Annotated in this window: 12 protein-coding genes; 5 read left to right on the forward strand and 7 right to left on the reverse strand. The window is 56.0% G+C overall.

The window, feature by feature from the left end; translation table 11 throughout:
- Positions 1-2 precede the first annotated feature (2 nt).
- From QE408_RS08360 to QE408_RS08370, 3 genes are read right to left on the reverse strand one after another with little or no spacing between them, the layout of a single operon-like run.
- Positions 3-680 (reverse strand): amino acid ABC transporter permease, encoded by a 678-nt coding sequence (locus QE408_RS08360; RefSeq protein ID WP_306930056.1) that lies wholly within the window; start codon positions 678-680, stop codon positions 3-5.
- 7 nt (positions 681-687) lie between these two features.
- Complete coding sequence (locus QE408_RS08365) at positions 688-1,431, reverse strand: amino acid ABC transporter ATP-binding protein (RefSeq protein WP_306930058.1); 744 nt, start codon at positions 1,429-1,431, stop codon at positions 688-690.
- A 49-nt stretch (positions 1,432-1,480) separates the two neighbouring features.
- Positions 1,481-2,329, reverse strand: coding sequence for a transporter substrate-binding domain-containing protein (locus QE408_RS08370; protein ID WP_306930061.1), 849 nt, complete (start codon positions 2,327-2,329; stop codon positions 1,481-1,483).
- Between the two features lie 310 nt (positions 2,330-2,639).
- On the opposite strand from QE408_RS08370, the gene QE408_RS08375 reads away from it, so the two are divergent.
- Positions 2,640-3,512, forward strand: coding sequence for a D-amino-acid transaminase (locus QE408_RS08375; RefSeq protein ID WP_306930063.1), 873 nt, complete (start codon positions 2,640-2,642; stop codon positions 3,510-3,512).
- Between the two features lie 373 nt (positions 3,513-3,885).
- Positions 3,886-4,287, forward strand: coding sequence for a MarR family winged helix-turn-helix transcriptional regulator (locus QE408_RS08380; protein ID WP_306930065.1), 402 nt, complete (start codon positions 3,886-3,888; stop codon positions 4,285-4,287).
- Positions 4,288-4,290: 3 nt separating this feature from the next.
- On the opposite strand, the gene QE408_RS08385 is transcribed toward QE408_RS08380, so the two are convergent.
- The 3 genes from QE408_RS08385 to QE408_RS08395 all read right to left on the reverse strand — a co-directional run bounded on the left by QE408_RS08385 (position 4,291) and on the right by QE408_RS08395 (position 7,244).
- Positions 4,291-4,701 carry an ester cyclase gene (locus tag QE408_RS08385; RefSeq protein WP_306930066.1) on the reverse strand — a complete coding sequence of 137 codons (411 nt, stop codon included), beginning with the start codon at positions 4,699-4,701 and terminating at the stop codon, positions 4,291-4,293.
- 458 nt (positions 4,702-5,159) lie between these two features.
- A complete protein-coding gene (locus tag QE408_RS08390; protein ID WP_306930068.1) occupies positions 5,160-6,578 on the reverse strand; it encodes a sensor histidine kinase in 1,419 nt (472 codons plus the stop codon).
- Positions 6,579-7,244, reverse strand: coding sequence for a response regulator (locus tag QE408_RS08395; protein ID WP_306930070.1), 666 nt, complete (start codon positions 7,242-7,244; stop codon positions 6,579-6,581).
- Between the two features lie 265 nt (positions 7,245-7,509).
- Between QE408_RS08395 and QE408_RS08400 the strand changes: the two genes are divergently transcribed.
- The 3 genes from QE408_RS08400 (at position 7,510) to QE408_RS08410 (ending at position 10,892) form a co-directional block, all read left to right on the forward strand.
- Positions 7,510-8,808: an MFS transporter gene (locus QE408_RS08400; protein WP_306930072.1), complete on the forward strand. Its 1,299-nt coding sequence runs from the start codon at positions 7,510-7,512 to the stop codon at positions 8,806-8,808.
- Between the two features lie 330 nt (positions 8,809-9,138).
- Positions 9,139-9,957, forward strand: a complete 819-nt coding sequence (locus QE408_RS08405; RefSeq protein WP_062426842.1) for an alpha/beta fold hydrolase — start codon at positions 9,139-9,141, stop codon at positions 9,955-9,957.
- Between the two features lie 257 nt (positions 9,958-10,214).
- Positions 10,215-10,892 carry a YciE/YciF ferroxidase family protein gene (locus QE408_RS08410; RefSeq protein ID WP_306930079.1) on the forward strand — a complete coding sequence of 226 codons (678 nt, stop codon included), beginning with the start codon at positions 10,215-10,217 and terminating at the stop codon, positions 10,890-10,892.
- 230 nt (positions 10,893-11,122) lie between these two features.
- On the opposite strand, the gene QE408_RS08415 is transcribed toward QE408_RS08410, so the two are convergent.
- Positions 11,123-11,728: a J domain-containing protein gene (locus QE408_RS08415; protein WP_306930080.1), complete on the reverse strand. Its 606-nt coding sequence runs from the start codon at positions 11,726-11,728 to the stop codon at positions 11,123-11,125.
- Between the last annotated feature and the right edge of the window lie 540 nt (positions 11,729-12,268).

Here is a 12,268-nt window from a genome sequence, read left to right on the forward strand (position 1 = left end):
GATTATCGCCCCTGGCTCTTATCGCGACGGCGCTCAAACAGGCGCGCGGCCACTGCAAGCGGCAGGAAGAGAATGAGGTAGGCGATGGCTGCCAGCGACAGCGGAGTCGCACTTCCTGAAAAGCTCTGCGCGGTGGTTGCCGCCGAAAGCACCTCCTCGACGCCGATGACGGAGCCGAGAGCCGTCATCTTCGTGATGGCAAGCACGCGGTTGACAAGCGGCGGAATGGCAAGCCGTACGGCCTGCGGCAGCGCGACGTAATACAACGTCCCGAAGACACCGAGCCCGGTGGAGATTCCCGCTTCCCATTGCCCACGCTCGACCGACAGAAATCCAGCCCAGAAGATCTCTTCGGCGAAGGCTGCAAGAGTAAGGGACAAAACGACGAATAGCACCATAGGCCCGGACAGACTGAGACCGACGCCTGGCAGGCCGAAGTAGAGCAGGAGGATCAGGACGAGTGGTGGCAGAGCGCGGAAGATATCGGCAAAACAGATGATCAACACGTTCCAGAACCATATTCGATAGGTCCTGACGCAGGCGAGAAGGAGCCCCAGCAACAGACCGGTAAAGACCACTGCTACACCGAGACCGGCGGCGACCAGCATGCCCGACAGCACATCTGGGAGATAGCGAAGCATCACATCCAGATTGAAGAAGGTGGTGAGAAAGCCGCTCATCCCACAATCATCCTCTTACGCGCGACAGAAAGGCTTTCGTCCGTTCTGCTTTCGGAGCCCCGAAAATATCCTCGGGCGGGCCTTCCTCCACCACGACGCCGCCATCCATGAACACAACTCGATCTGCAGTTTCGCGCGCAAACCCCATCTCATGGCTGACGACCAGCATCGTCATGCCCTTGGATTTCAAATCTTTCATCACGGCTAAGACAGAGCCGACCAGTTCCGGATCGAGCGCGGATGTGGGTTCATCAAAAAGCATGACCAGCGGATCGAGAGCGAGTGCACGGGCAATCGCGACCCGTTGCTGCTGACCGCCAGACAATTCCGCGGGCATGGCATCTGCCTTATGGGCAAGACCGACCCGCTCTAGCATATCGATTGAGCGAGCCCTTGCCTCCTCAGTGGGTCGGCCTAACGCCTTGCGCTGGGCCAGCATCACATTCTTCACTACGCTCATATGCGGATAGAGGTGGAAACCCTGAAACACCATGCCCACCTTCAATCGCATCCGATCGAGATCGCGGCTGGTGCCGCTCATGATGTTTCGCCCATCGATGATGATGTCACCGCTGGAAGGTTCCTCGAGCCGATTGCAGCAGCGCAACATTGTGCTCTTGCCGGAGCCCGAAGGGCCGATGATGAAAACCAGCTCCCCCTTCGTCACTTTCAGGTTGATGTCGCGCAGGACGACATTGTCGCCAAAGCGCTTCTGTAACGAAATGATTTCCAGCATGGGACGGTTCAGCATCGGCGGCTCCTGCATGGGAATGGCAGGCGCTACCTGCCACTCTTCGCTGTCATTTCAGATTGCAGGACGGCGTATGGTCATCCTCGACATATCCCTCGAAACCGGGCACGCCGTAGCCCTTCGTGGGAGTCACGATAGTCGTCCCCGCCGTTGGTACGACGCCGAACCATTTCTCCGAGAGCTTGGCAAGCGAACCGTCGATCTTCAGGCACTCGATGACCTTGTCGATCTGGTTTCTGCCTTCGACGTCATCCTTGCGGAAAGCCAGCGACCAGACCAGACCGGTCGGATACTCATAGGATAGCTTGACCTTGGGATTCTGCTTCGCGGCCCAGGCCGCGACCGTCGATCCGGCTAAGTTGGCGTCGGCGCGGCCAGCGATGACAGCCGCGACGGCGTCGGTATTGGTGCCGTAGCTCTCGACCTTCCAGCCGTATTCCGCCTGACGTTCACGCAGGAAGCTGTCATAGGCAGAGCCCTTGTTCACGGCTATGGTCTTGTCTTTGAAATCGTCAAGAGATTTGTAGTCCGGCCCGCTGGCAGGAATGACGAAGGAGAAATTGGTATCCATGAAGCCTTCGGTGAAGAGAAGATTGGCGGCTCTCTCTTTGTTCACCGTTACGGGCGCTGCCAAAAAGTCATAGGTCTTCGCCTGCAATGCCGGGATCAGACCTGAAAACTGGGCAGATGTGAGTTCTACCTTCTTGCCAAGCCGCTCGCCGATGAGATTGACGAGATCGACGTTGAAACCTTCCACTTTGCCATCAAGGGTCGGCATCGCGTGAGGGGCGAACGTTCCGTCAAGAGCGGTCTTGATCGTTCCTTCGGCGTGAGCACAGGAAAAGGCAAGGAAGAGCGATAACCCGGCAAGGCCGGATTTTTTGAAAGTGACCATCATTGTTCTCCACTGGAAGTGCCGTTTTGGCTTCTTATGGGGAGGATGATTTCACGGCCTCTGCTGCACCGCAATATAATTATTGATTATCATACGAATAGAATTATGCGTTTTTCAAATACGAAAACAGGCAGAAAACCTTCTTTGAGTCAGAAATACTGTAGTTTTATCAGATGCTTAGTGTTGTCTGGCCGCTGTGGCAGCCGACAGTTAGGCGCACGGTGACGGCAGCTTGGACAGCCTTGCATCCTGATGGTCGCAGTGCCAGACAGGGATCACGGCTGGTAGGCATAGGACAGGCAGAGGCAGGATCATGGACAGAACGGTTTACTTGAATGGCGCATGGGTTGCGGAAGGTGACGCGAAAGTATCGGTCTTCGATCGTGGCTTTCTGTTTGCCGACGCCATCTATGAGGTGACAGCCATCATTCAAGGCAAGCTCGTCGACTACCCTGGTCATCTTGCCCGCTTGAAACGGTCTCTGGATGCGCTCGGTATTGCCATGCCGGTGGCGGAAGCCGAATTGCTGGAACTGCACAAGGAAATCGCGCGGCGCAATGGCGTCGAAGATGGTCTTATCTATCTGCAGGTGTCCCGCGGCGTTCAGGATCGTGATTTCGTTTTTCCAGAGACGATGCAACCGACCTTCGTGATGTTCACCCAGACCAAGAAAGTGCTGGACAATCCGAAGTGGAAGACAGGTCTTTCGGTCAAGACTGTCCCTGAGGGCCGCTGGTCGGACCGGCAGATCAAGACCGTTCAGCTTCTCTATTCGTCGCTGCGCAAGACGCATGCCAATCGGGAAGGCTACGACGACGTCCTCTTCGTCGAAAACGGCTACATCACCGAGGCAAGCTCCGCCAATTTCCATATTGTCACGCAGGACGGCACACTCGTTACCCGCGATCTATCGAACGCGCTGCTGCACGGCATCACCCGCGGCTCCATTCTGCATCTCGCCAGACAGGCCGACCTTGCCGTTGAAGAGCGCGCCTTCACGCCAGAAGAGGCCAAATCCGCATCCGAGGCCTTTGTGACGTCTGCCACCAGCTTCGTCACGCCGGTGGTCAAAATGGATGGTGACACGATCGGTAACGGCGAAATCGGCCCCATCAGCCGTCGTCTGCTGGATATCTATATCCGCGAGCAGATCGCAGCGGGAATTGCTGTCGAGAGGCCATCGTGAGACTGGGCTTGTTGCGAGCTTTCGTGGCCACAAGCGGTTGATCGTAGCCGAGAAATCGTTGGCGGCAAGGATGTCGCGGCTAAGAAGCTGAGTAGGGGACCAACAGTCTCTAAGTCGGCATCACCGCAAAAGGGTAGAACTGACGGCAACCATCACAAGCCCTTCAAACCGACGCTTCGGTAACGCCGTCAGTCTGAGGTTTACTCTGCCACGTTCCGTTCCACGATGCTTTTGGCTATCCGCCAATTGCGGGCATGTGGGATAGGCATTTCGTTTTATGCCAGCGTCGGGTATAAGTTGACTGCGCACTTGTCCGAAATGAGCTGAAACACAGATGACGGATAACCAAACCGGTTCCGCATATGAAGATGCCTTGACGCTCGGCGAAGATCTTCGCCACACGATCGGTAACTTTGTCCGTGCGATCAGATTGCAAGCGGATACGCCGACCACATCACAGTCCGAGACACTGGGCCTTTTGGAAAGAAATGGTCCGTTGAGCGTGACGGAACTGGCAGGCATGCGCAAGGTCAAGCACCAGAGCATGCGCCTTGTAGCAAACCAACTGGAAAGGGATGGGCTCGTTGACAAACTGCCCAACCCTGCGGACGGGCGCAGCCAGCTCCTGTCCATCACGGCGGAGGGGCAGTCTCAGCTGTCCCAATCCAGGGAAATCAGGACTTCGAAGATTGCCTCTCTTATCGAAGAAAGACTATCCAATCAGGAAAGGCAGACACTTCAAACCGCGATGAGCATTATTGCGAAGCTTTGTTAGCGATCACGCTTTTGCCAGAGCAGAGACGACACTCGATAATGTGTTGAGGCCCCAATGCTCAGCATACTTATTGTCGCGGATACGCACGATATCGATCACGCTAATGGTAACAGCTTTTCCCGTTGGGGGAACGCCCATCAAAGTCCCTGAATGAATGCCACTGATGGTTTTACGCGTCGTCACCTTATCTCCTTCGGCGACCTGATCGTGGATTGTTAACTTCAAGTCCGACAAGGCGGGACGAAGGACATTCTGAAATGTGTCCCACATGCTGAGCGCGCCGTTCGGCATCCCTGAAGGTGCTGAATGGTTGATAAAGTCGGAGGCCATCAACGCTTTGAACTCCTCCTCATTCCCGTTCTGAATGACCTCAATATTGAAGCGTCGAACCACTGCCTTGTTTTCGGCGGACATGACATTTCCTCTCATGCAGACAGGGATCAAAATATACAGTTAGACTGTATATTTTGATGTAGGCTTTTTCCGTCTTTTGTGCAAGGTGTGCAAGTATCGTGCGGCTGGTTGCAGTCGGTCACTACCAACGGCCCGAAACGCCCTTCAGCTTGCGACGTATCGAATTTGGGTTGTCCTGAACTTTCTGCAGATTGCGGTGCGCGCAGGTATCGTCACTCAATAGGGCGCCGTACGGATTCAACGCCAGGGAAAACACGAGAGCATTCCAGCGACATCACCTCAACGTATGCTGTGGCTGGATATGTTTCGCTGCATGGCGACCGAACCCACCACCAAAGTTGGTCTGCTCAATTCCAAGAAGACGAAAATTGCGCGAAGACCGATGAGCGGAGCGGTTTGCATTATAGATCTGGCTAGACGACCGATGCGCATTCTTTCACCATCGCGGGCTCATGTTGTCAGTCCAATGACTTCGGTTGAGAGCGCCGCAGGCTGAGCCGGGCGCTCAAGCCGCGGCCTGAAGCGGTGTCGCTAAGAGTGATTAAACCACCGTGGAGGTCGGCGATGCGACGCGCGATTGCAAGACCGAGACCTGAACCAGGCTTCGCGCTGCCGCGTGCAATCTGGTAGAAGCGCTGGAAGACACGACTACGCTCTTCCTCGGGAATACCCGGCCCTTCATCCTCGACTAAGATTGTTCCTGTCATCTCGCCCGTTACCACGCGCACAGTTATGCAATCGCCGTCGGCACTATGGGCAATCGCATTATCGACAAGGTTGGCGATGATTTCTTTGATAAGAAGCGGATTGCCCGTGACATCGATGGGATCGTCGGGCGCGTCAAGCACGATATCGATATTGCGGCTCAGAGCCTTAGGCGCTTGCTCCGCCAGGACATCGGCCGCGAGTCGGCTGAGATCGACGCGCTGATCGAGATCGACCGCGTCGCTCTTCGCATCGACGCGTGCCAGCACGATCAATTGCTGAAGCATGCGTTGCAGGCGGGCGACGCCGTTCTGCGCTTCGCTCAGTGTTTCGAGAAGGTTTTCCTGGCCCGCCGCCTGCCGTTGCAGGAGTTCCAGATGCAGCTTGATGCCGCCGAGGGGCGAACGCAATTGATGGGAGGCATCGGCAGTAAAATCGCGCACGCCGGCGATCGTCTCATCCAGGCGCTCCATCAGTGTGTTGATTGCCGAGACGAGATCGACGGCCTCCTCCGGCACCCGCGCGGTATCGATGCGGGCGAAGGGGACGGCGCCGGGTGAAGCCCGTCCCAAAAGCTCCTGGCTGATTTCGGTGAGCGGTAGGAGCCCACGCAGAATGGCCATGTAAGAGAGAATGGCCGCTGCACTCAGAAGGACGGCCTCGAAAAGGACGAGGACCACCAGCATCCGGGCTTCCATATTGAGACGGCTGTTGAGAGTCTCTGCCATTCTGAAGGTAAGCGGTCTTGCAAAGCCGTCAACGACGCGGCTCGTCATCGCAACGCGCACCTGGTTGTCATTCAGAACCGCCGGCACATGGGCAATTCGGTCGAGTGGCGCGGTTCCGGTGTCCAGCGCGCAAAGATCCTGGTCGCCTCGCTGAAAGCCGCCGCCATCTGAAATACAATAAGCAAATGTATCGTTCGCGTCGTCGCGCAAGATCTCGATGGCGCCCTGTGCGAGCCTGTCGTCGAGATGGGCCGGGTTCTGCGCGGTCGCGCGGTCAATGATGGAGACGAGCGCTGCATCGAGTAAGCGATCCTGCGTCAGGCTCACGACGCTGTGGATGAGAAACGCGCCGCCGATACCGAAGACAATCGCAAGCACAGCGACCGGCAGCACCATATTTTGCAGAAGGCGCCGACGAATGGAGGGCGTGGCATTCGCATTCATTCACTCGACCTCGAGAATATAGCCCACCCCGCGGATTGTGCGAATATTGGGACCATTCGGTTCCAGCTTCTTACGCAGGCGACCAAGATGCAATTCCACGGCGTTGGGCGTCAGTGCGTCATCGAAATTCGAAATCGCCGAGGCAAGCCGCTCCTTCTGCACCACCTGTCCCGCGCGGCTGAGAAGAAGAACGAGGACTGAATATTCCCGCGGACGGAGGAAGAGCGTATGCCCGCCGAGCTTTACCGTGCTCGAATTGCGATCAACAGAAAGCGCGCCGCAGGTCAGTATCGGGCTGGGCTGGTTCTGACCGCGCCGTACGAGCGAGCGCACACGGGCCTCAAATTCCTCAAGCGCGAAAGGTTTGGTGAGATAGTCGTCTGCTCCCACGTCAAGCCCGGCGACCCGGTCAGGAATGGCATCGCGCGCCGTCAGGATCATCACCGGCGTTGACGAACCAGCCTGCCGCAGCGCCTTGAGCACCGTCAGCCCGTCCATTTCCGGCAAACCGAGATCGAGTACGACGAGAGCATAATCTTCCTCGAGGGCCGCAGCGAGCCCGTCACGGCCATTGCCGACACTGTCTACCGCGTAGCCGGCGGCCACGAGCGCCGAAACGATCCCGCGCGCCAATGACGGGTCATCCTCCACAATGAGGACCCGCATGCCTTCCTCCCTCGTCACGATTTGCTTCCGGCTAGATCAAGCATGGAGAACGGGTACGCCACAAGACAATTTCTTGCCGCCCAGGTGCCGTGACAGGATGGTGACAGGAATTCCGATGTAATCGGTTGGAAATCAGTCTGGTCAAGCACCATGTCGTGGCCCCGCCGTCGCCAAGCGATGTGGGCCAATACGACTGAAGCGCGACCGTTCGCATGAAGACCGGAGGACCCCAAAAGGGGTGAGTCTCGTGCATAGGGAGAAAAATATGATAGCAACTACACGCTCATCCCGCGTCGGCACCGTATTGCGCGTAACAAGCGGCAATTTCCTTGAGATGTTCGACTTTTTCCTTGTCGGCATCTATGCCAGCAATATTGCCAAGACCTTTTTTCCGTCCAACAATGAAGTTGCATCACTGATGCTGACCTTCATGACCTTCGGCGCGGGTTTCCTGATGCGACCGCTCGGTGCGATCTTCCTTGGAGCCTATATCGACAAGATCGGGCGCCGCCAGGGCCTTATCGTCACGCTCTGCATCATGGCGCTCGGCACCGTGCTCATTGCCTTCGTGCCCGGTGTCCAGACCATCGGTCTCTTCGCGCCGCTTCTCGTTCTTATTGGTCGCCTGTTGCAGGGCTTCTCGGCAGGTGTGGAGCTCGGCGGCGTCTCAGTCTATCTGTCGGAGATGGCGACACACGGCAAAAAAGGCTTCTACGTATCCTGGCAGTCGGGCAGCCAGCAGGTTGCAATCATGGTCGCGGCCCTCCTGGGCTATGCATTGAATTCCATGATGCCGCAGAGCACAATGTCGGAATGGGGTTGGCGCATACCCTTCTTCATCGGCTGCGGCATCGTTCCGTTCCTGTTTTATGTTCGACGGTCGCTTGAAGAGACACAGGAGTTTGCGGCCCGTCAACATCGCCCCACAATGACGCAGGTATACCAGACGCTGGCGGCCAACTGGGGCATCGTCCTGCTCGGTATGCTGATGGTGGTTATGACGACGGTGTCCTTTTATGCCATTACCGTTTACACGCCGACCTTCGGCAAGACCGTCCTGAAGCTCTCGGAAACCGACAGTCTTCTCGTGACGTTCTGCGTGGCGCTGTCGAATTTTTTCTGGCTGCCGGTCATGGGCTCTGTTTCCGATCGGATTGGTCGCAAGCCTGTCCTCGTGGTTTTTTCGGCGCTCGCGCTGGTGACAGCTTATCCGGTGATTGCCTGGCTCGTTGCCGCGCCGAGCTTCGAACGCATGCTGATCGCCGAACTCTGGCTCAGCTTCCTTTATGCCAGCTACAACGGCGCCTTGGTGGTTGCGCTAACAGAAATCGTGCCGCCAATCGTGCGGACAGCAGGCTTCTCGCTTGCCTATTCGCTGGCAACCGCGATCTTCGGAGGCTTTACGCCAGCCATCGCCACCTACCTCATTGAGGAGACTGGCGACAAGGCGGCCCCCGGTTACTGGCTTGCCTTTGCAGGCGGTTGCGGTCTGGTGGCGACACTTCTCGTCTATCGCAAGGTGACGGACGGCGCACGACCTAGCGCCATGACCGCCAAAGCATGACGGGCGAAGTCGCAGGATACCATTCCCGTCACGCTGTCTTTTTACTCAGTCTCTCTCGCTGAAGTTTAGTTTCATTCGGGGGGAGTGATAGAAACGTGTTGTGGCGGTCGTCTGCGCCTCTCGGATCAGTTCGGCCGCTAACGTAACAGCAGGGATCATTTTATGCAGATGAAATTGGCCTGCCGCGGACGCGATTCCACTCAATGGCTTAGTGATTGCGGGATGGTGCGCCTAACCTAAACCTCCTCTGACATAGTGTTCACTTGGTACAGCAACGGAACCCTATTTGCGTGCCAGACTTTACTGGTGCACCATTAAGGGAGTTACCAAATGGCATTCATCGAAGCAAAAGACGGGACTAAACTGCACGTCAAGGATATGGGCCAAGGTCGCCCTGTAATCCTCATTCACGGCTGGCCGCTGACCGGCGATATGTTCGAGTACCAGACAGTTGCCCTTTTGGAATCGGGCTTTCGTGTCATCACCTATGATCGCCGTGGTTTTGGCCAGTCGGGACATCCCGCGAGCGGCTACACATACGACACTTTCGCCGACGACCTTGCCGCCGTCATCGATGGCCTTGAACTTCAAAACGTCAGCCTTGTCGGCTTTTCCATGGGTGGCGGCGAAATAGCTCGTTATCTTTCACGTCATGGTGCGTCGAAAGTATCGAAAGCCGTTCTCGTTGCGTCCGTGGCCGGCTATCTTCTAAAGGACGAGAGCAATCCTGACGGTGTCGATGCCAGCGTGTTTGAAGGCATGAAAAAAGACATTCGCAAAGACAGGTTCGACTTCCTGCAAAGCTTCGCGAAGACCTTCTATGGTGTTGGCCTCGTGACCAGCCCGGTCAGCCAAGGAGTCCTGGACTGGTCTTTCGTTCTCGGAGTGATGGCGAGCCCGAAGGCCACGATCGATTGCGTTGACGCCTTTGCCAAAACCGACTTCCGTCCCGATTTTGCGGCGTTTACAATCCCCACGCTCGTGATCCACGGTACGGGTGACAAGACAGTTCCTATCGACCCAACGGGTCGGGCCGCTGCGAATGGTATCGCCGGAGCAAAGCTCATCGAGTATGACGGAGAACCTCATGGCCTGTTTGCGACAGTCCCTGACCGCTTGAACCAGGACCTGATAGAGTTCCTTGCCTGATTTCGAAGGGTGGGCAGATGGTATTCTCTGCCCACCCCATCAATCGTCCGACCTCGGTTCGACACATCCTTGAAAAACCTTTTATACTCCTATGGCAGGTCTGACAGCCTGCGTTGAGCCGTTTGTTTGTCGGCGGGTGAAATTCTCGCTAAATTGGCTGTGTATGGTGATAAATTAACTTCGTCGTTCTCTGGAACATCGCCCAACCGCTTTCGTTCTCCCATGCCTATTACATGGCTCTAAAGGGAGAGAACGAGATGGCGACAGCCGAAAAGTCTAGCAAAGAAAATAAGTCTTCGAGAACAGCCGTTAAAAAAACCGCGCGTGCCTCTGGGACCAAAAGTGTTGCTCCGAGCTCTGACACGCGCAGGAAGCGTGCACAGGCGGTGGCAAGCAAGTCCGCTGCGAAGAAAGCAACAAGGGTATCCGCGAAGGACGATAAAAGTCTTTCTGATCTTTTCGAGCACGCGCTCGGCGATATTTATTACGCGGAGAAAAAAATATATAAGTCTCTGCCAAAGATGATCAAGGCGGCAGATCACCCAGACCTGGTTCAAGCACTGACTTCTCATCGCGAAGAAACAGCCGGTCAGATTGAGAAGCTTGAGGCAATTTTTGAGCTTCTGGGCAAGCGAGCTAAAGCTGAAAAGTGCGACGCCATCGACGGAATTCTGGAAGAGAGCGAGAGCCTCTTAGAGGATTTTGGCTCGAGTGTTGCCGCAGACGCAGCGATCATCTTCAGCTGTCAGGCGATTGAGCACTACGAGATTACTCGTTATGGCTCGATGCGTGCCTTCGCAGACGCGCTTGGTATGGATGAGGCCAGGCAGCATATCGATGACATACTCGCTCAGGAGAAAGCTGCTGACACGAGCCTCACGGAACTTGCCGAAGACTCGGTGAACGCTGCCGCAAGCGACTACGACGAAGAGTAATCTCGTTACTCTGACAACGAAGGCTGGTGGCACCGGACGTCGACCAGCCTTCTTTTTTATCTTCGAACAGCCCCATCACGAAGATACAGCATTTATTGTGCTGGAGCGTTACCCAAGCCACCAAGTCCTCCAACGTCCTTCTGACCGGAGACATAGGCAGCAGTTTGTACCTAAGATATCGGTGACAATCTCGTTCCGAACGCATTATCGATGGGTTGCAGCCAAAAAAGCTAGCAAAAGCCGTTCAGCTTCAAGATTCTATAGGCTTCTATCGAGGCTCTAAGTGCATCCTCGGAACCGCGATCCCCTTCATTAGAGTCGGGGTGATGCATTTTAAGCTTCTCCTTATAGCGACTCTTGATCTCGTCAGACGTGGCTTTAGCCGTGAGGCCCAGTGTCTCGAAAGCTTTGGCTTCCAGTGTCTTGAGCTTTCTTTGTTGGCCACCGGTTGTTGGCTGCCCCGGCCTGGTGGCCTTGCGAGCATTCAACGTCTTTGCCGAGCCTGAACGGACAGAAGATGGTAGCGGGGCTTCAGTCGCTTCCCTCACACGCTTTCCCCACGTAGGGCGCGCACCCTCTGTCGCCTCCTTTTGATAACGGGCTACGTCGGCGCTGGATGGCGCCGCCGTGAAACTGTATCCCTTGTTATAGGCGGTCACATGCTCAAGGCAGAAGAGCAGGTAGAGCCCTTCAGCGCCTGCTCCGACAGGCGCCCGATGCGTACCGGTCTTATCACACCCGTCCCACTGGCATTTTGGCCCTGTGGATTCAGTCACCGAAGGCGAACGTTTGCGAGGGGACCGGAGGCCTACAAAAATTTTCGAATCATGCGTCATTGGCGCTATATGGACTTGGAGAACGACTTGGGCAACTCTGGACTCGATTGCATTCCGATTTGTTCATCGCCGTTGCAGCCTTCTGACACATGAGCTCAGGATTGAGACCGCTTTCCTGCGGACGAGATGACGGTACCATCAAATCGAAATAACATCGGGTACTTCATACGCTCGATAGACTAATCTCTATCGACGGCACGGTGTCGACATCAAGTGGTGAGGCAAAAACCTTGAAGGTCTGTGCGAATTCGATACCGGCCTTCTCTACCTGTGCATGCCAACAGCAATGTTCGTCAAGCTGTGAATGGCGCATCGTTTACAGTTCTGCGGGGCACGTTGAATAGGGACCTGGGATCGCGGAAGGTGTTGCATGGCTGATTCAACCCACTGTAATCCTCCGCTCGCAGAGTGCGGCGGAGGAGCCTCATGCGCCCATCAGGATGATTTCGTCGTCGGTCGAGAGAGGTGTCCTAAGCCTCCTCGGCGTTGGAAAAATGCTGGTTCCTGGAAGACGGTATCTCTTCTATCGTTAGGTTGCGC

This window comes from Agrobacterium larrymoorei, from assembly GCF_030819275.1.
GTDB lineage: Bacteria > Pseudomonadota > Alphaproteobacteria > Rhizobiales > Rhizobiaceae > Agrobacterium > Agrobacterium larrymoorei_B.